The following is a 19,459-nucleotide window of genomic DNA, read 5'->3' on the forward strand; positions in this document are numbered from 1 at the left end:
GAGTAGATGATTCGATTTTTTTGCTGGATTTTTCCAAAATGATTTGAACCCAATTGCCCAGGCCGCCGTTCATGGAGAGAGCGACACGGTATCCAAATCAACCATCTGCTCACACTCACTATTCCCCGCAACAACGTTATCTCATCATGTCATTCAGCGTCATTGCAGCGATAGTAGCAGGGCGATTACCAAAGCCATTGCCAATTGAGATCGTCTGGCAATGGCTTACCAGCTTTACTAACCAATCGGCCAGATATTTACAGTACGAAACGTCTGGTGGCGTATTCGACAGCACAATAACAACATTAAAATCAATGGCTTTAGGCGGTTCGACGGAATATTATCAATATTAACTCTTGATATATTCGTCGTAAGACGTAATAATCATACGCTAATTGTTTAGACCACTAAGGAATATGGGCGCAAAATGATTACGACAGCACCTTGGATTGTCAGCTCGGCAACATTGACCAAGGATGAATACAAATGGGTCTTTAGAGCACCAAACATCGGCGATGGTGACCAGGTGCATAAGCTTATCGCTGCATGTTCGCCGTTGGATGTGAACTCGTCTTATTGCAACTTTTTGCAATCTACTCACTTTAGGCAAACCTGCATCATTGCAGAATGCAATGACGAAATAGCCGGTTTTATATCCAGCTACCTAAAGCCTGAAAACAATCGTGAACTGTTTGTTTGGCAGGTTGCCGTAGCCCCTAAATATAGGGGGAAAGGGCTTGCATTTCATATGCTAAAAGAACTTCTAATGCGCGATAGCCTGGAACAAGTGAAGGCGGTCGAAACAACCATCACAAAAGACAATCAAGGCTCATGGAGCCTGTTTAAGAAACTGGACAAGGCCAATGATAGCCAAGGGTCAGTGACAACTTTTCTGGACGAGCATAAACACTTTAAGGGCAAACACGATACCGAATACCTGTATCGCATCCCTCTTAGTAACACTCATTAATTCACTAAAAACATGGTCCCCCAATGGATATCTTCAAAAAGCAAGAATCAAACGTACAATCTTATGCAAATAACTTCCCCGTTGTTTTTTCATCTGCAAAAGGGTGTTGGCTACATACCGAAGATGATAAACGTTACCTCGACTTTCTGGCTGGCGCAGGTTCGTTGAACTACGGTCATAACAATGCAGTACTGAAACAGGATCTACTTGATTACATCGATAGCGATGGGATCACTCACGGGCTGGATATGCACTCACAGGCCAAAGCGGAGTTTTTAACCGCACTCCGTAATCATATATTCGAACCCCGAAAGCTTGATTACAAAGTGCAGTTCACCGGCCCTACCGGCACCAATGCTGTTGAAGCGGCAATGAAGCTTGCTCGTAAAGTAACCGGCCGTACGAACATCGTTACGTTTACCAACGGCTTTCACGGTTGTACCGCCGGTGCTCTGGCGGCAACGGGAAACCAGCACCACCGCAGCGGAGCGGGTATGCCTCTGACAGGCACATCTCGTCTTCCGTACGAAGGCTACGCTGGGGTTGATGGCCTGACTCTGTTTGAAACCATGTTAAACGATAACTCAAGTGGGTTAGACAAGCCTGCAGCCGTATTAGTTGAAACGGTGCAAGGTGAAGGCGGCCTGAATGTCGCATCCAATAACTGGCTGAAACGACTGAGCGCAATTTGTCAGCAGTACGAAATCCTGCTGATAGTTGACGATATTCAAGCTGGGTGCGGCCGTACCGGCACATTTTTTAGTTTTGAACCGGCGGGGATCAAACCAGACATCGTGACCCTGTCCAAGTCTATTAGTGGTTATGGGCTGCCAATGGCATTGGTGCTATTAAAACCAGAACTCGATATATGGCAGCCAGGCGAACATAACGGAACTTTCCGTGGAAATAACCATGCCTTTGTGACAGCCACAAAAGCAATTACGGCTTACTGGGCAAACCATGACTTTGAAGAGCATATTGCGCAGCGCGCAAATCAGGTCCACAAAGCGATTAAACGTGCCATGCACCGTTACCCTTCATTGTTTGTCCGCGGGAAAGGCCGAGGCATGATGCAAGGTGTCGAGTGCAAGAGCGGCGCAATTTCATCTGCCATCGCCAGAATATGTTTCGAAAAAGGGATGGTTATTGAGACCGCAGGCCCAGATAACGAAGTCGTTAAATTCTTCTGTCCACTGACTATTAGTGAGTCCGAGCTTGAGCAAGGATTGCATATTTTCGACCAGGCAGCAGATATCGTCGCCACTAAACTGATGAAGAAAGCGTCTTAAGGATTTTAAGCATGATTGTAAGAACTCTGGAAGAGTGTCAAAACAGTGAACGCCGTGTCGTGTCGGACAGCTGGGAAAGTATCCGCATGCTGTTAAAAGACGACAAGATGGGGTTTTCATTCCACATCACCACTATTTATGAAGATACGGAAACCCATATCCATTACCAGAACCATTTAGAATCGGTTTACTGTATTTCCGGCGAAGGTGAGATCGAAGTGATCGGCGATAAAACCTACCCGATTAAGCCAGGTACATTGTATATCTTAGATAACAACGATGAGCATTACTTACGTGCCTATAAAAATAAAGAGATGGTAATGGCCTGTGTGTTTAATCCGCCGATTACCGGTGCCGAGATCCATGACGAGAATGGAGTGTATCCGTTAGTGGAATAATCCTCTTATCAAGGGCAGTCAATGCCCTTTTCCCCCACGGATTTAATACAACGAGTAAAGGATTCCCTCATGAGTTATACCGTAGAGAAGATCGGCGGTACATCAATGTCAGCATTCGATGCTGTCTTAGATAATATAATGCTGCGCCCCGCCTCTCCCTATAATCGAGTTTTTGTGGTATCGGCTTACAGCGGTATCACCGATGCGCTGCTAGAGTGCAAGCGCACCGGCAAGCCCGGCATTTACCAGTATATCGCCAAGCGTGATGAAACATGGCGAAAAGCTGTCGCCGATTTAGAAATGCGAATGATACTTGTCAACGGAAATATGTTTGCCGACCCTGTTAATCGCCGGCGTGCCGATACGTTTATCCGTTCACGAATCACAGACGCCATCAGCTGTATCACTAACATTATGGAAACCTGCCAGTATGGCCAGTTCTCTTTGCGCCATTACTTGCCGCAAATCAGAGAATTTTTATCATCGCTCGGTGAGGCACACAGCGCCTATAACACGGCCCTGAAATTAAAAACCCTGGGCATTAATGCCAAGTTTGTTGATTTGTCCGGTTGGGATGACAAGAGCTATGGCAGCCTGGATGACGTCATCAAACATGCATTTGCCGATATTGATGTGACTCAAGAACTGCCTATCGTGACTGGCTACGCCTATTGTGATGAAGGGCTGATGAAAACCTACGATCGCGGTTACAGCGAAATCACCTTTAGTCGTATCGCATGTTTAACTCACGCAGATCAGGCCATCATCCATAAGGAATATCACCTAAGCAGTGCCGATCCGCGCATTGTCGGTCCTGAAAAGGTCTTCCCGATGGGGCACACCAACTTTGACGTTGCCGATCAATTGGCCAACTTGGGCATGGAGGCGATCCACCCTAATGCAGCATCTGGGCTACGTCAAAATAACATTGAAATACGGATCAAAAACACTTTTGAACCTGAACACCCGGGCACACTTATTTCACAAGACTACCAGCCTGAAGCTGAAATGGTGGAAATCATTGCCGGTAAAAGCAAGGTCTTCGCTCTGCACATTTTTGATCAGGCGATGGTTGGTAAGGCCGATAATGTCAGCTATGAAATGATGGAAATTATTTCTGACGCCAGGGTGAAATTAATTGGTAAAGAAATGAACGCCAACTCCATTACTTACTATTTAAGTGGTGGGACAGAAAGCTTGAACAAATTGCTCTATAGGGCAGAAAAACGCTATCCAAATTCAACCATTACCGGCTGTATGGTTGCACTGATTTCAATTGTTGGTGCCTTTATCAATACCAACACCGCGTTAAGCAAGGGCATACTCGCCTTAACAGAGAAGCAGATTTCACCAATAGCGGCACACTCTTCCATGCGTAATGTGAATGTCCAGTTTGTGGTAGAAGACAAACACTACAAGGCGGCGATATGTGCACTTCACTCCGAGTTTATCAGCCGGGCTGAAACGCTGACAAAAAAGGCCGGTTAGAGTCAGTGCATCATGCTCCTTTTCTGAAAGCGAGCGGCTAAAATCGACCGGAAAATTCCCTCAAGTCTTATGCTCCGCTCGTAAATGGGCGTTTTCTGGTTCACTTTACGGCATTAACCTTTGTAAGCTATCGAGGCAGATCTCAGATTGATAATCAACGCCCTTAAGATCAAAGCCGTTCAGTTGCATAAAGTCTGATTTATAGCCCTGATAATCGCCGAGCTGGGCAAAATTATCATGGTTTATTTGTGCCATCAGTGCATCAACCTCGCGCTGCACATCGTCACTGAGCTCCCGGTCATCGATACGGATCAGGCGCTGACAATCAACCGGCACGGTATGTTCTGTGCCGTATAACCGTTCAGCAAACAGCCGCTGCATCTGTTCGATACAGCCTTCATGCAAGCCTTTTTCTTTCATCACTTTAAACAGTGCCAGAATGTAAGGCGAAAATGCAGGAATAAAGACGCTGGCTTTGGTAACCAGCGCTTTACATACCGAGACGTGGGCACTGCCGCCAATGGCTGCCAGCTTGTCATTCAGGGTATTGCTGGTGGCATGTAAGTGCATTTTTGCCCGTCCCAGTGTTCCCTGATGGTAGATAGGGTAGGTACTTTTTGCCCCGATATAGGAATACGCCACGGTCTTACACCCTTCGGCAAGCACACCCGCCTCAGACAACATGTCAATCCAGCTGGCCCAGTCTTCACCGCCCATCACTTTTTCTGTGGCTTCAATTTCCTGCTCAAGCGCTGATTCGATGGTCATTTGTTCCATCTTATCGGTTTCAAGATTGATCGTCGGCCCGGTAACGGGCTCGCCGATAGCTTTAATGGAAGACCGCCACATTTCGCCGGTTTCAGGGTTGGGGCGCACGCCTGTTGCCAGGCTGTAGACCACTAAATCGAGCTGGCCGCCGAATTCGGTTTTGATGTAATCAATCACTTGCTGTCGGGTTTGCGGAGAAAATGCATCGCCGATAACGTTTTTACCGATCAGGCCCGCTTTTTCCGCTTCTTGGCGGAAGAAGATATTGTTGTACCAGCCGGCACTGCCTATGCCTTTGTCGCTGGGACCCCGCTCGAATGAAACACCGATGGTATCTGCGTGCGCCCCACCAAAGGCAAGGGCGATACGCGAGGCTAACCCATAGCCGGATGATGCACCTAAGATCAGGACTTTCTTCGGCCCGTTATCAATGGGCGCGACCGATTTTACGTAGTCGATTTGATTGCGAACGGCTTGCTGACAGCCTACTGGATGGGCTGAACGGGCAACGACCCCTTTAATAACGGGTTTAATGATCAATGGGATCTCCTCAGATGCGACCAGCGGTAATGGTCTGGCTAAATATTCACCACGACATTAAACCAATATTCGTGAAGATTTGTTTTGATGCCAGATAAAGAAAGCCCCGTTTCGGGGCTTCTGGTTTTTGTTCCGGTAAAACGCTTTAGCAGATAAGCGCTAAGTTAACGTCAGCCCTGCCAGCGCTTGAATATCAGTGAGGTGTTGATCCCACCAAAGGCAAAGTTATTGCTCATAATGTACTGGCAATCTAACTCGCGGCCTAGTCCTGAAATGTAGTCGAGGTTGCCACAGCGTTCATCAATGTGCTCCAGATTCAGGGTCGGGTTAAACCAGCCGCTGTTCATCATTTCCAAACTTAACCACGCTTCAATCGCACCGCAGGCACCTAACGTATGGCCGAAGTAGCTTTTTAGCGAGCTGATCGGCGCTTTATTGCCGAAGATGTTGGCCGTGGCATTGCTTTCAGCAATATCGCCTTTTTCCGTTGCGGTACCATGGGCTGAGATGTAGTCGATGGCATCAGCTGAAAGCTTGGCATCTTTCAGTGCCATTTCCATACAGATCTGCATTGTATCCATTTGAGGCTGGGTGACATGGGCTGCATCGCAGTTGGTAGCAAAGCCGACAAGCTCTGCATAAATCTTCGCCCCGCGGGCAACAGCATGTTCGTACTCTTCCAGTACTAATGTACCTGCACCTTCACCAATCACCAGGCCATCACGTTCAGCATCGTATGGGCGGGGAGTGGACTTCGGCACATCGTTTTTCAAGCTGGTTGCAAATAGCGTATCAAAGACCGCGGATTCAGTCGGGCATAGCTCTTCTGCCCCGCCAGCAACCATGACGGTCTGGTAGCCATGCTTAATGGCTTCATAAGCATAGCCAATGGCCTGGCTGCCAGATGTACAGGCACTGCTGGTCGGGATCACCCGGCCGCGCAAACCGAAGAACAAACCGACATTCACCGCGGTGGTGTGTGGCATCATCTGGACATAAGTGGTCGCGGTGATCGCTTTGGTGGTCTTTTCATTTAGCATCACCCCGAAGGCACCGATTGCCGCGGTACTGCCCGTTGATGAACCGTAGGCAATACCGGTCTGGCCGTTGGTCAGCACGTCGTTATCGATCAAGCCGCTTTGGATCAGGGCATTTTCAGTTGCAAGAGTGGAAAGCTTGGAAACCCGGCCCATTGAGCGGATCTTTTTACGGGTATAGTGCTTGGGCAACGTGAAGTCTGCGATGGGGGCGGCCAGCTTGGTATTTAAACCGTCATACTGCTCATAGTCCGTCATGTACACGGTGGCATTCTCACATGCACGGAGTTTAGGCTCAACGCTTGTCCAGTCATTACCGAAAGCGGTAACACCAGACATACCTGTAACAACAACGCGGCGGGTCATACAAGACCTCCGTTTACAGAAATAACTTGGCGGGTGACATAAGCGGCGATATCAGACATCAGATAACTGACCAGCCCTGCGACTTCTTCTGGTTCCCCCATACGTCGAAGTGGCACCAGAGGTAACGCTTGTTCTTTTACGTGCTCTTCGACCATGCCGGTATCAATCAGCCCCGGTGCGACACAGTTAACGGTGATTTTGCGTTTTGCCAGTTCGAGAGCCAGTGATTTGGTTGCACCTATCACGCCGGCTTTGGCGGCACTATAATTGGTTTGACCGCGGTTCCCCATAATGCCAGACGCTGAAGCGATGGTGATAATACGGCCACCTTTGCGTTTTTGTACCATCGGCATGACACACGGGTGAAGCACGTTATAGAAGCTGTCGAGGTTAGTGCTGATCACGCCATCCCACTCTTCTTCTGTCATGGCTGGGAAGGCGGTATCCCGGGTTATTCCCGCATTGTTGATCACGCCATAATAGGCGCCATGTTCGGCTATATCGGCTTCCAGACGTTCTCGGCACTGGTTGCGATCACAGATATCAAACTGAATTAGATGACCGGAACCACCCGCTTGTTCAATTTCGGCCAATGTGGCCTCTGCGCCTGATTTATCACTCATATAATGGACGGCAATACTAAAGCCATCTTTAGCCAGCTGAGTTGCAATGGCACGTCCGATGCCTTTGCTCGCACCTGTAACTAACACGTGTCGGATCATGAGTGGTTCCTATTGTTCTGAAAACTGCCTAACATTTTATCTAATTTCTCTTGAGGTGGTACGAAGGCATTCAGCTGGCTGGATGCCAGTTCTTGGCCCTGACATTCAATACGGCAGCTAAATACCGCCATGCCATTGCTTTCCATTAAGCGCTCGGCATAAATGTCGAGTATATCGCCTTCCTTAAACGCGCTGCAGCTAGTTTGATAGCGACGGCTGCCAAGTAAAAAACCGATGGGCGAGGCTTCGCCTTGTCGCCAGGCATGATAGCCTGACCAGCCGGCAACAGACTGTGCCATAAACTCAATGCCGACATAACCCGGAATGGTTCGGCTATCTGGATTGAAGAAAATACAGTGTTCACTGATGGTGACCTGGCAATGGACATGTTCTTCGCCGACGTCGATAAGCTCGTCAACCAACACCATCGGCGTATCGTGTGGAAGCAGTTGATGGAGGTGGGGAATACTAGTCATGGACATACCCAAAGATCAGGCTGATGTTATTGCCGCCAAAGGCAAAAGAATTGCTTAAAACTGCCTGTTTCGTCAGTTTTGTCTTGGGTTGAACCAGATTCACCGGCGCTAAGGTATCGGCAATCTGAGCGTCATTGATCTGCGCGGGCAGATCGAGATTGTAGCGCAGAATATGCCAGCAAATGGCGGCTTCTACTGCACTGGCTGCCCCCAGCGTGTGGCCTGTGAAAGGTTTGGTTGAACTGACAGGCGTATGCGGGCCGAATACCCGGTGAATGGCTTTGGCCTCCATTTCATCGTTAAGCGGCGTTGCGGTGCCATGGGCATTAACATAGCCGATATCTTGCGGCGTTAACCCCGCATCTGCTAATGCTTTTCGCATCGCTTCTTCTGCCCCGTTGCCTTCCGGGTGAGGGGCTGAAATATGGTGCGCATCGGAACTGTCGCCGGCACCTAATAACGCAAGCGGGGTGTCACTATTGCCGGTTTGTTGTGGCTTATCAGCATCAAGAGGTTGCAGTTCGGCGGAAAGAGACAGCAGCATGAAGGCAGCTGCCTCGCCAATATTGATGCCATCGCGGTTTTTGCTAAAAGGGTTGCACAAGGTGCTGGAAAGCGCCTCTAAACCATGAAATCCGTTGAGTGTCAGACGGCATAACGAATCAGCACCGCCGACGATCACGGCATCGACAATACCGGCTTGAAGCAGCCGTTTGGCTGACAAAAATACCCGGCCGCTGGACGAGCAAGCGGTAGAAAGGGTGTAGACCGGCCCCGTGAGGGCAAAGTAATCGGCAATAAATTCGCTCGTATTGCCAACTTCCTGTTGGTAGTAATGAAAATCTTCAGGAAAGCTACCGTCTTTAATATTGGCTGTGAGCGCTTGTTCGCCGTCAGCAATGCCAGAAGTGCTGGTACCGACAATAACGGCAATACGATCATGGCCATATTGGGCAATGGCTTGTTCAATGGGCTCGGCAATTTGCAGCAGTGCCGATAATGCCAGGCGGTTATTAAACGTATCCTGCTGTTTGCAGCGTGACGGAATAGCGGGTAGTTCACTGGCCACTTTCCCCACCACCGTCTCTGTTCCGTCATTGAGCCACCCTGAGACAGGGATCATGTCAGGTGAACGCCCCTGTTGCAGACGAGCATGTACCTCCTTGGCATTGAGGCCTAATGCAGAATTAAAACCACACCCGTGGATATAAACCGGGCAGGGGCCGTGTTTCAAGAGTCTGTTGATTTTCGATATTTTTATGGTCATCGCGAATAATCGAACTTATTTTAATGGGCTGTAATGTAATGTTTTAATCGTAATGGTGTATCCCAACGGGTAATGGGTAAACACGATGTCACCAGCGAGATGCGGGGTTGCTTTATAGTCAACATCAGCGACCACATTACCTCTATCATCAATCAGCTGACGATGCTGTGATATTTCTATCAATTGCCAGCCGATGGTTTGCAATGGGTTGTGCCAGGCGTCAGCCGGCCACAGGGTGAGCATCAGATTGAACAGTACCTGCTCCGGTTGCGGCAGCGTGTCGCCAAGCCCCGGTAGTACGCTGGCTTCGATGGTCTGATTTTCATAAGTCAGGCTGAGAATACGTGAGCCCCAGGATGAAAAACCGGCAAGCGCAATTTTTTGATGATCGACTTGCAGCTGCACGGGAAGCTGGTGGCTCTGTCCGGCCCATTGCGCAGTAATGAGCTGGCTGGCTGTTAATGTTTGGCCAAGGGCTGCGGGGGCAGGCAGGGTGACATAAGTATCAGGGGCGATATTGACCTGATTGGCCAGGGGCTCAGGCTTGCTGGCACAACCACTGAGCACCGTCATCAAAAAAAACAGAATGCAGGCTTTTATTAACGGTACTGGCTTTATTAACCGAACCGACGTTAATAACCGTATGCTCCGGGGCATGAGCCTCATCCATCTACCTCATCTGTGTGGCTAACCAGCTGTGGCATGGAAAGCGGGGCAAGTAACCAGGCGACCATGATACCTGTTAGTACGGTGATCCCAAAACTGTGGATTGCCTGAGTCGCGCTCAATGCCAGCAAGCCGAAAGAGAGCAGGGTGGTTGCTGCCGACAGGCTGATGGCCAATAGCGTACTTTTGGGCTGGGTCTGTTCAGCAAAGAACACGGTATAGTCGATACCGATACCTAAGATCAGGATCAACGCAAGCAGATTGAACAGGTTTAGCGGTACCCCTGTTATGGCGGTCACCGCAATGCCGACACAGCCGGCGACAACCGGCGGAATAATCAGCAAGATTGCTTGTTTTAGCCCATAGCGCCATGCGAGCAAGGCCAGAATAGCCCCGGTGGCGGCCACTAACAGTTCAGTGACCCGTATCCGGTATTCACCAAACAATGAAGAGACTTCGTCGGCTTTATCGAGATAACTGAGCGCCGGATCCTGAGCTGAAAATTGTTGTATCGCTTGCGGATCTCTGACGCCGCTTAACAGAATAATGGCTGCCTGCTGACCGCTGAGTTTACCCAGCCACATAAAGCGCAGTGGCGCTGATACCGGTGATGCCAGAAATTCATTAACCGTCAATGGACTGAAGTCATGATCAAGTTTTATATTCGTGTTGAGTTTAAGTTGCTGAGTCAGCGCCGCCCCCTGTTGCTGGTAGAGCTGGCGGATCAGCCGGAAATTATCTTGTTGTGCCTGTTCCGAGGGTAAGTACTGACTAATGCTCTGATAGCCTGCTAAAGCGGCCTGTTTGAGAGATGTGCTTGTTCCGATCATAGTATCGAGCTGATCGGTTACCAGGTTTAGCTGCGCTAATAACGCCTGCTCGTCGGTTGCTTTGACCAGCAGCATCTGCTGGCTATGACTGATGCCGGTGATGGTCTTAATGGTTTCTTCCTGCTGCTTAAGTGCGGCAGGAAGGGCCTGTAGCTGGCGAATATCATCGTTATAGCTGGTATGGTAAATACCGACTAACGAGGCGAGTAGCAAGACCGATGGCAGAGCAATACGGACCGCGGGCTTTTGCCACATTGCCAGCCATGCCGTCATCAATGGCGTCATTGGCAAGATCCGAGGCTGACTCGGATTACGAGCGAGGATCGGGTACCAACATACCACTGTGGCATAAGCGGCGGCTAAGCCGAATGCCGAAAATAATGACAGTTGCTGCAAGCCGGGAAACGGTGCAATCAACATGCCTAAATAGCCAATCAAACTGGTGATCAGGCCCAGAGTGATGGCAACAAAAATATGCTTCAGCCCTCGCCGCGCATCCCAGTGACTGCCTTCGGCTAACCGATCGGTCAGGAAGTGGAACGCATAATCAATCGAGACCCCGATCAGGCTGGCACCAAACACTAAGCTGAACAGATGTACCTTGCCGAAAATCGCTACGGTAAGCACAAAAGCCGCTAACAGCCCGCAGGAAATTGAAAGCAGGGCCAGTACCAGTGGCAGCGGGCTGCGATAGACCACCAATAGCAATACGACAATGCCGAGCAGTGAACCAATACCGATGGTGCTGATTTCACTCTTGGCACTTTCTGTACCGTGTGCGGCATAGAAAATCACCCCGGTATGGAGGATATCAACAGCAAACTGCTGGCGGATTTGATCTTCGAGTGCGGCTAATTCGGGGAGTTGCTGTTGTAATCCCAGATTATAGGCCGAGCCTGCCAGATCGGCGGTGATCAGGGCATAGTCCCGGTCTTGGTCGCTTGATGTTAAGAACCCGTCAGTCAGCTTGAAGCTGCCAGACTGGGCGGTCAGTTGGGCTAAAAAATCCCGGAACAACAGGAAGGGGTCGCTTTTCAGCTCGTTGCCGGTGACACCCGAAAAAGGATTGTAAAGCGCGTGGATCACGCGTTGGACTTGTTGTTCGGGTACTTCTCGTAAGCGTGTTTTTTGCTCTGATGTTAATAACTGAAAGCGCTTCGGAAAGTAAAGCTGGCCCCAGGCTTGTTGCAGATTCTGACTCAGTTTGCCCGTGACGTCACTGAACATGCCGAGGGTTGAGAGCTGGGTTGAGAATTGCTCGGCGGCAGAGATCAGCTGTGTTTTATCTTTACTGCCGATCAGAAAGATGACTTTGTTGCTCATGCTATCGGCAACCTGATCGAAAGCTTGCTGTGCTATCGGATCTTTCCGGTTCTCAGGCAGCAACGCCAGAATATTGGTTTCAATCGGCGTATGGCGGCTGGCTGTTAGCTGGTATCCCAAGGCACCAGCCAGTAACAGTACAATCAACAGCCAAACGGCGGCAAGTTTAGAATTGGAAGGCACGTTGTTCTTCTGCGGTTAGTTCAGCGGGTACAGCACGTTGGTTAGAAAACGTAATGTCGGTGATATCACCACGAATTTCAGTCAGTGTCAGGTTATTGATATAATCTTGCCCATTAATGGTGATCGTTTTAAAAACGGCATTCAATGGGGCAGATTTGGGAGTAAGCACTAACTGCCACTGATTTGCTTTGGTGGAGGTTTTGGCATTATCGGTTAACACCATGTCGAACTGATCTGTCAGCTGGCTGGTATCACCTTTGAACAGCGAGAGAAATACGTGGCTGAAATAGAATACCATCGGGTTTTCACTGGCTGAAATAACCTGGGCTGGCTGATCTGCGACCTGCTGGCTTAATTTATCTTGGGTCAGGATCAGCGATACCGGAAAAGGCACAGTCTGTTGCCACAATAACCCCTGCTTTTCAGCCAGCAGAAACTGGCCTTGTGAAGTCAGCGGCTGATTGAACATTTCCATTTTGCGGGTTTGTTCAAAGTCACCGCGCACAATGGGCTGGTGAGAGAGCTGTTGCTGCAGCTCAGGCAATGAAATTGCCTGAGCTGAAACACTTGCCATGACGGTGAGACTAAAGCAGAGAGTCGCACCGAGAAATCGCCCCCACTGTTTGATTATCGGCTTAGTTATTAACAGCATGCCATGTCTCTATTTTGTCAGTGAATACTGTCGGTGACACAAAGCACATCTCACCATTGTCGATATTGACAGCGACCTGCATGGTGTGTGCTTTGGTCATACGCTGCCCGGTATCGGCATCATAGATCACGTAATCGACTCGGAGCCGGTTTTCCCACTCGGTCAGAGAAGCAGAAATACGGATCCGGTGATTGTACGGAATTGGCTTGACGTACTTTACCCGGGTATCAATGATTGGCCACATATAGCCGGAGTCCATCATCTCCCGGTAACTGTAATCAATCTTTTCCATCAATATTCGACGTGCTTCTTCAAAGAAGCGGAAGTAATTGCCGTGATAGACCACGCCCATAGGGTCAGCATCCTGAAAGGACGTGACCATAGTGACTTCAGCGCTTAAGTGAGTCACATTTTTTGTCATTTATACAGTTCCCAGTGTTGCTGCTGAATTTTTGCGATGAAGCGCCGCAAATCACTTTCCAGCGGGCGGTCTTCTATAACAGGGTCAAAGTCTTGCAATACCGCGTCTGTTATTGCCTTCAGCGCCGGGCTGAAGTGGTTTTCATCCAGTTCATTATGGCGCTTGCGGAGCTCTAACGCCTGCGATGCTGCCAGTAGCGACGCGGCGGTTACCTGCTCTGTCAGCTGCAACACGCGCAGACAGTCGCGGGAGGCAATGGTCCCCATGCTGACTTTGTCCTGGTTGTGGCATTCGGTCGAGCGTGAGAATACGCTGGCAGGCATGGTGTGTTTCAGCGCTTCTGCCGTCCACGCCGAGACACCAATCTGGACCGCTTTAAAGCCGTGATTAATAGGCTTTCGTTCACCTTCTGCACCGGTGAGATTGAACGGCAGGCCGTTATTAAATTTATAATCCATGAGCTGAGCCATCTGGCGATCCAGCAGATCGGCGATGTTCGCCACGGCTGTTTTCAGGGTATCCATCGCCATTGCGATATGGCCGCCGTAGAAATGACCGCCATGCAGTACGCGTTCGTTGTCGCCGTCGATAATGGGGTTATCGTTAGCACTGTTGAGTTCATTTTCGATCATCTGACGCAGCCATGGCAGAGTGTCTTGCAGCACGCCGATAACATGCGGCGCGCAGCGCAATGAGTAACGGTCTTGCAGGCGGTCACTGTTTCGTGGCGGACGATCAGCCTGGAGATCAGAGCGTAACCAGCTGGCAATTTGCTGCTGGCCCGGATGGGGTTTCACTGCAAACAGTGCTTCATCAAAATGAAAGTCGTTGCCGTGCATGCCGACAGAGACCATTGCCGTGATTTTGGTTGCTAGCTGTGCCAGATATTCTGCCCGTTTATAGGCAATACAAGCTAACGCAGTCATCACGGCAGTCCCGTTCATCAAGGCCAGACCTTCTTTGGGTTTCAGCTTGATGGGCTTGATCCCAAGTTCGGCGAAGACGTCAGCGGTCGGGCGGATCTCACCCTGATAGATAACTTCACGTTCACCAATTAACACTGCCGCCAAATAAGACAGAGGGGTCAAATCACCGCTGGCCCCGACAGAGCCTTCCTGAGGAATGCGCGGTGAGATGTCATGGTTGATCAGGGTAACAATCTGATTAAGCAGATCATGGCTGACGCCGGAAACGCCCTGTGCCAGAGAACATAACCGGGTTGCCAGTACGGCACGGGCTTGCTGGTGGTCAAGATTTTCGCCCAGTCCGCAGCCGTGGAAACGGGTCAGGTGAAGTGGCAGTTCATCAACCAGATTCGGCGGAATGGCGACGGTACAAGAATCACCGTAGCCTGTTGTTACACCGTATATAACGCCCTCTTCCTTGAGCAGGCGCTCAAGAAAGGCGACGCCACGATCAATTTTTGCTGTAAATTCAACCGAGCTGTTCATTTCAGCCAGGCTGCCATTGGCAACGGAAAGTACATCTTCAATGGTCAGGCGCTCTGCGCCGAATTGGATCTTTTCTTGGGGCTTATTTGTCATTATTTTTTTCACTTAACTGCCAGAAATTAAAGAAGTTATACCACTGTAGTGGCGCCATCATCGTATAGTGTTCGAGACGGCGGGCATACTGGCTAACGACCGTTTTTAGAGCCTCTTCACGTTGCCCTCTTGGCAGTTTGACTTGTTCGCAAAAGGGTTCGAAATAGATATCAAAATGCGGTGTTTTCTTATTCTCATCGCGCAGACCAAATAAGAGGTAAACCGGTGATTTCAAAACCGCAGCCAGAATGAATGGCCCTTGCGGAAACGGGGCTGGCTGGCCAAGAAAATCGGCCCAGACGACGCGTTGCTCTTTAGTGGCAGAGGTGCGATCGCCAACAATGACAATCCATTCTCCTTGCGCTAACTTTTGTTCCAGCAAAATGGCGGTATCCGGACCCAACTGGCTAACCTGGATCAGGTTGATCTCAGATTTTGGATTGACCGCTTTCATGACCGCGTTAAAGCGCTCGGCATGTTCGGTGAAAACCAGCGCGTTAATTTTCAGGCTCTCATGACGGCGACTCAGTGCCCGGCACAGTTCCAGATTGCCAAGATGAGAGCCGATGATCACGCTCCCCCTATCTTGATGAACAAGATCCTCAAAATGTTCAAAGCCATGCAGGGTCAGGTTTTTTTCGGAAAAATCTCCCCGCCATGCCGCTAATTTGTCCAGCACGGTATGGCCAAAAGAGAGCAGATGCTGGTAGCTGCTAAGCTTTCCTGGCAATGCGCTTCCTTGTCGTCTGGCGTGGGTGGTTAATTTGTCCAGGTATAATTCGGATGTCTTACGTGCGGATTTTCCGGTCAGGTAGTAGTAGGCGATGACCGGTTTCAGCAATAAGTTAAATGCGGATCGTCCCAGCAGTGAATAGACCGCCAGCAGGGTTTGAATGCCGATAATGGTGCCTCGCTCGGCATGCGAAGACCAATGTTGCTGCTGGCTTGACCGACGTTTTAATAGCTTAGGGATACGCGGTAACATGCCAAAGAACAATCGGGTGTGCATGGCACTGATTTTCACGTTGTCCCATAACGCATCGAAGTGGGAAATCCCTCCTTCGGGATAAATGACTTTCGTGTCAATAAAGCGAATGTCGCACTCATCCCAGTACATACGAACCATGATTTCAGTATCAAAATCCATCCTTTTACCGGTCTGATTGCGATCCAATATTTTTATCGTGCGACCGATAGGGTAAGCACGAAAGCCACACATACTGTCTTTGATCGTAAAAGAGAGCGTTTCAATCCAGACCCAGATGTGGGTTGCATAGCGGCCATATAAGCGGGACTTTGGAACTGATTCGTCATATACGGGCTGACCCGAAATTAACGCCGTTGGATGGGCTTGCGCCTCTGCAATCAGCTTGGGCAGTGCGTCTAAGTTGTGTTGGCCATCCGCATCAATCTGAATGGCATGGCTGAAGCTTTGCTTAAATGCCTGATAAATACCCGCAATGACCGCACCGCCTTTGCCCTGGTTTTCTGGCAGGGTGATGACACTGACATGCTCGCGCTGTTGTTGTTCGGCAAGAATCGCTTTGGTTTGTTCATTACTGCCATCATCAACAATAATCACCGGCAAGTTGTAACTTGCCAGTGAATCTAATACTGCCGGCACGGTTTTGCCGTGGTTATAACAGGGGATCAGAAAGCAGGGGTGGAACGTCGTCATCACTCTGTATCCAATTTGATTCGTCCTGACGAGTGGGAGCCGCTTGCGGACGAGTAAGTAAACTGCAGTTTCTGTTTTTCTTCAGACCAGCTCAGGCTCAGTTCGACAATACTGTCGGGTAAAATGGGGTTCTGAAATTTAATCACTTCCATCCCGGCAAAATTGGGGTGGGCATTTAAGAGGGTCTGGCCGTAAAATAACGCCCAGTCAATTTGAGTGACGCCCGGCAGTAATGGGTGTGACGGGAAATGGCCCTGAAAATCTAAAATATCGGCATCGACTTTCAATGTCAGTACAGCACGGTCATCCGTGATGTGCTGAGCGATAATAGTGGGTTTACGTTTGGTCATTATAGTACCGGCTTTCTCTTAAATGTCTTTGGATTGTTGTTTGAACAGCAGTTCCAAGTCCCTGATCAGTCGTTTACCCTGGGTGTTAAGCGGGATTTCATCAACGACTCGATAGCGACGGGGGATACCGACAGGTTCCAGCCATAGCCTTAATTCCTGTCTCAGCGTCAACCAGAACTTGCCTTTACCCATCTCTGATAGGGTTGCGTGACCTTGCTCGCTCAGGGTGATGACGGCTGCCAGAATCAGGCGATTGGTTTCTTGCAGCGGAAAAACGGCTGCTTCTTCAATCCATTCCAGCTGGCACAAGCGACGTTCGACTTCTGTTAACGAGATCCGCTTTTCTTCAATTTTAACCACCCTGTCAGCGCGGCCTTTTAGTATAAACTGATCATCCGCTAGCAGCTCGCATTGATCGCTGGTTTGATACCAGCTTTGTGGATCAACAAACGGTGAGCGCAAACGCAAACATCCCTCGGCATTTAATGCCATCTCGATAGAGGAGAATCGTTGCCATGGGGTTGCTGGTTCCCGCTGCTGTCGATAGCCGATACCGCCGGTTTCGGTACTGCCAAATACTTCAAACGGCAGTTGCTCAAATAATTGCAAACTCTGCTGGGCAGCACTTGGTGGTAATGGGCCCCCGGATGAAAAAATGGCGCGATAGGCGGTGGTTGCCTGATCATCCGTCAGTCGTTTCAACAGGGCTGGACTACTGATTAAGGTACTGTTCTGACTGGCATGTGCCATGACTTGCTCTGGATAGATCAGGTCAAATCGTTCAAATCGCCGACCGGCACAGAGCGGCCATAATACCCGGAACAGCAAGCCGTAAATATGTTGGTGCGAAACGGTACTGGCAACGATTGAGTCTGACAGTAGCTCGCCCCAGGTTGTCTCCAGCTGGGCGATTTCAGCATCGAGCAAATCGAGGGTTTTCTCAATCGCTTTCGGGGTACCGCTAGAGCCTGAGGTAAACAGAGTTAACCGAATGTCACTCAAAGGTAATGGCGAAAAACGGGTGGAATTGGTTATCTCTGCAGCAGATGACGCCGGTAGCTTAAACGCGGCTTTATCGAAGTTATGCTGAAATACGCCATCATGCAAAACTGCATCGAAGTGGGTTGATAGTTCAGCTAATGCGGCAGGTTGATGGTTGCCGGGCAAAATAAGATGGCGCCTGGCGTGCGCTGCCGCCATAAAGGCAACGGCAAAATAGTAGCTGTCATCAAAGCAGATAGCCCAACGCTGGTGCTTGCTGGATGTCAGTTGTTGAGTCAGTTGGCTGACATCATGATAAAACCGTGACCAGGAGACGATATCAGCCTGTGCAATTGCCACTGGCTGAGAGTCGGGCCGGGGAGAGGCCATCAGGTTTGCTAATGATTTGGAGGTCATGACTTTTTTTGCATCCATTGGCGAATAAACCATTCCGAGATAAACAGACAGCCTGCCAGAATATAACTGATCAAGCCGTTATACAGAGTCCATGTCGCTAATGGCATAAAGCAGGTGGCTAACGCTACCGAACCATTGAATAAAAAAAATCCGCACCAAACCTTGGTGACCGTTCGGGTGTAACGTACGCCACTTTCAGGTAAGTCCGGTTCTTGTAACCGTGCCAGACGTTCAATCAGGGTTTCTTGCTGCCATAAGCTGGATGCGAACAAACCGAGCATCAGCGTATTGACTATCACCGGGTAAAAGGTGAACCAGCCTTCTTGTCGAAACAGGCCGCCAAGTAACGTCAAAACAATCCCGGCCCCACCACTGAGCCAGGCGATATATTTGAATTCGCGCAGACGAGTTTGGTTTCCCGCGATGATCCGCAGCAAAAACAACACCGCCAGCAGTCCGGCTACCGTTCCCAGCCCCCATTGGCTAAGCCCGTAATAAACTGCTAGCGGGTAAGCAAGTAATGCAGTCGCTGACAGCACCGTCAGCAGACGCATTATTCAGCCTTCAGAAGATTAACAACCGCATCGACAATATCGTCGACGGTACGGACAGATTTAAACTCTTCTGGTTTGATTTTTTTTCCGGTCTGATTTTGCAGATGAACGACAAGATCCACAGCGTCAATGCTGTCTAGATCAAGCTCTTGATAAAGCTGTGCTTCAGGTTTGATGGCGTCAGCATCAAGTTCGAATAACTCCACTAATGCATCACGTACGAGTTCAAAAATTTGGTTACGATTTACTTCTGTCATAATGGTTACGCTTTGTTTGCCGTTAGGCTTTGTTCTGTGAGATGTATTTTGCCAGATTTGCCACGGAAGCAAAGTGTTGACGCGTATTCGTGTCATCGGCATCGATCACAACGTGATAGGTTTTCTTAATTGCGAGCCCTAATTCTAACGCATCGATTGAGTCCAGGCCTAAACCGTCACCGAATAGTGGTGCATTGGTTTCGATATCATCAACCGTGATATCTTCGAGGTTCAGTGCTTCAATGATGAGCATTTTTAGTTCAGTTTGTAATTGGTCCACAG

General features: G+C 49.5%; 21 protein-coding genes. 5 read left to right on the forward strand and 16 right to left on the reverse strand.

The annotated features are described in order from the left end of the window. The first annotated feature begins 71 nt into the window (after positions 1 to 71). The 5 genes from R3289_RS03050 (at position 72) to R3289_RS03070 (ending at position 4,145) form a co-directional block, all read left to right on the forward strand. Positions 72 to 353, forward strand: a complete 282-nt coding sequence (locus R3289_RS03050) for a hypothetical protein (protein WP_318924020.1) — start codon at positions 72 to 74, stop codon at positions 351 to 353. 74 nt (positions 354 to 427) lie between these two features. Continuing rightward, on the forward strand, positions 428 to 970 hold the full coding sequence (gene ectA / locus R3289_RS03055; protein ID WP_318924021.1) for a diaminobutyrate acetyltransferase: 543 nt from the start codon (positions 428 to 430) through the stop codon (positions 968 to 970). A gap of 23 nt (positions 971 to 993) precedes the next feature. Then, positions 994 to 2,259: a diaminobutyrate--2-oxoglutarate transaminase gene (gene ectB, locus R3289_RS03060; RefSeq protein ID WP_318924022.1), complete on the forward strand. Its 1,266-nt coding sequence runs from the start codon at positions 994 to 996 to the stop codon at positions 2,257 to 2,259. An 11-nt stretch (positions 2,260 to 2,270) separates the two neighbouring features. Then, positions 2,271 to 2,657 (forward strand): ectoine synthase, encoded by a 387-nt coding sequence (locus R3289_RS03065; protein ID WP_318924023.1) that lies wholly within the window; start codon positions 2,271 to 2,273, stop codon positions 2,655 to 2,657. A 69-nt stretch (positions 2,658 to 2,726) separates the two neighbouring features. Then, entirely contained in the window at positions 2,727 to 4,145 is a 1,419-nt protein-coding gene (locus tag R3289_RS03070) for an aspartate kinase (RefSeq protein ID WP_318924024.1), read from the forward strand. A gap of 105 nt (positions 4,146 to 4,250) precedes the next feature. Here R3289_RS03070 and fabV read toward each other — a convergent pair whose 3' ends face one another. The 16 genes from fabV to R3289_RS03150 form a co-directional block, all read right to left on the reverse strand. Further along, the gene (fabV, locus tag R3289_RS03075) at positions 4,251 to 5,453 is read right to left on the reverse strand and encodes an enoyl-ACP reductase FabV (protein WP_318924025.1); all 1,203 of its coding nucleotides are present in this window, start codon (positions 5,451 to 5,453) and stop codon (positions 4,251 to 4,253) included. A gap of 170 nt (positions 5,454 to 5,623) precedes the next feature. Continuing rightward, positions 5,624 to 6,856 (reverse strand): beta-ketoacyl-ACP synthase, encoded by a 1,233-nt coding sequence (locus R3289_RS03080; RefSeq protein WP_318924026.1) that lies wholly within the window; start codon positions 6,854 to 6,856, stop codon positions 5,624 to 5,626. After that, positions 6,853 to 7,578, reverse strand: coding sequence for a 3-ketoacyl-ACP reductase FabG2 (locus tag R3289_RS03085; RefSeq protein ID WP_318924027.1), 726 nt, complete (start codon positions 7,576 to 7,578; stop codon positions 6,853 to 6,855). The genes R3289_RS03080 and R3289_RS03085 overlap by 4 nt, the downstream gene beginning before the upstream one ends. Continuing rightward, positions 7,575 to 8,054 carry a hotdog family protein gene (locus R3289_RS03090; protein ID WP_318924028.1) on the reverse strand — a complete coding sequence of 160 codons (480 nt, stop codon included), beginning with the start codon at positions 8,052 to 8,054 and terminating at the stop codon, positions 7,575 to 7,577. The genes R3289_RS03085 and R3289_RS03090 overlap by 4 nt, the downstream gene beginning before the upstream one ends. Continuing rightward, positions 8,047 to 9,321 (reverse strand): beta-ketoacyl-[acyl-carrier-protein] synthase family protein, encoded by a 1,275-nt coding sequence (locus R3289_RS03095; protein WP_413466660.1) that lies wholly within the window; start codon positions 9,319 to 9,321, stop codon positions 8,047 to 8,049. The genes R3289_RS03090 and R3289_RS03095 overlap by 8 nt, the downstream gene beginning before the upstream one ends. Before the next feature lie 15 nt (positions 9,322 to 9,336). Beyond that, positions 9,337 to 9,978, reverse strand: coding sequence for a DUF3261 domain-containing protein (locus tag R3289_RS03100; protein ID WP_318924030.1), 642 nt, complete (start codon positions 9,976 to 9,978; stop codon positions 9,337 to 9,339). Positions 9,979 to 9,983: 5 nt separating this feature from the next. Next, positions 9,984 to 12,323 (reverse strand): MMPL family transporter, encoded by a 2,340-nt coding sequence (locus R3289_RS03105; RefSeq protein WP_318924031.1) that lies wholly within the window; start codon positions 12,321 to 12,323, stop codon positions 9,984 to 9,986. Further along, entirely contained in the window at positions 12,307 to 12,975 is a 669-nt protein-coding gene (locus R3289_RS03110; protein WP_413466661.1) for a LolA family protein, read from the reverse strand. Before R3289_RS03110 ends, R3289_RS03105 begins: the two co-directional genes overlap by 17 nt. After that, positions 12,959 to 13,396, reverse strand: a complete 438-nt coding sequence (locus R3289_RS03115; protein ID WP_318924032.1) for an acyl-CoA thioesterase — start codon at positions 13,394 to 13,396, stop codon at positions 12,959 to 12,961. The genes R3289_RS03110 and R3289_RS03115 overlap by 17 nt, the downstream gene beginning before the upstream one ends. Continuing rightward, on the reverse strand, positions 13,393 to 14,940 hold the full coding sequence (locus R3289_RS03120; RefSeq protein ID WP_318924033.1) for an aromatic amino acid ammonia-lyase: 1,548 nt from the start codon (positions 14,938 to 14,940) through the stop codon (positions 13,393 to 13,395). Before R3289_RS03120 ends, R3289_RS03115 begins: the two co-directional genes overlap by 4 nt. After that, positions 14,930 to 16,618: a glycosyltransferase family 2 protein gene (locus R3289_RS03125; protein ID WP_318924034.1), complete on the reverse strand. Its 1,689-nt coding sequence runs from the start codon at positions 16,616 to 16,618 to the stop codon at positions 14,930 to 14,932. Before R3289_RS03125 ends, R3289_RS03120 begins: the two co-directional genes overlap by 11 nt. Continuing rightward, a complete protein-coding gene (locus tag R3289_RS03130; RefSeq protein ID WP_318924035.1) occupies positions 16,618 to 16,968 on the reverse strand; it encodes a 3-hydroxyacyl-ACP dehydratase in 351 nt (116 codons plus the stop codon). Before R3289_RS03130 ends, R3289_RS03125 begins: the two co-directional genes overlap by 1 nt. An 18-nt stretch (positions 16,969 to 16,986) precedes the next feature. After that, complete coding sequence (locus tag R3289_RS03135; protein ID WP_318924036.1) at positions 16,987 to 18,384, reverse strand: AMP-binding protein; 1,398 nt, start codon at positions 18,382 to 18,384, stop codon at positions 16,987 to 16,989. Continuing rightward, complete coding sequence (locus tag R3289_RS03140) at positions 18,363 to 18,923, reverse strand: hypothetical protein (RefSeq protein WP_413466672.1); 561 nt, start codon at positions 18,921 to 18,923, stop codon at positions 18,363 to 18,365. The genes R3289_RS03135 and R3289_RS03140 overlap by 22 nt, the downstream gene beginning before the upstream one ends. Next, positions 18,920 to 19,177 carry an acyl carrier protein gene (locus tag R3289_RS03145; RefSeq protein WP_318924038.1) on the reverse strand — a complete coding sequence of 86 codons (258 nt, stop codon included), beginning with the start codon at positions 19,175 to 19,177 and terminating at the stop codon, positions 18,920 to 18,922. The genes R3289_RS03140 and R3289_RS03145 overlap by 4 nt, the downstream gene beginning before the upstream one ends. A gap of 22 nt (positions 19,178 to 19,199) precedes the next feature. Further along, a complete protein-coding gene (locus tag R3289_RS03150) occupies positions 19,200 to 19,457 on the reverse strand; it encodes a phosphopantetheine-binding protein (protein ID WP_318924039.1) in 258 nt (85 codons plus the stop codon). Between the last annotated feature and the right edge of the window lie 2 nt (positions 19,458 to 19,459).

Source organism: Photobacterium sp. (genome assembly GCF_033720175.1).
GTDB lineage: Bacteria > Pseudomonadota > Gammaproteobacteria > Enterobacterales > Vibrionaceae > Photobacterium.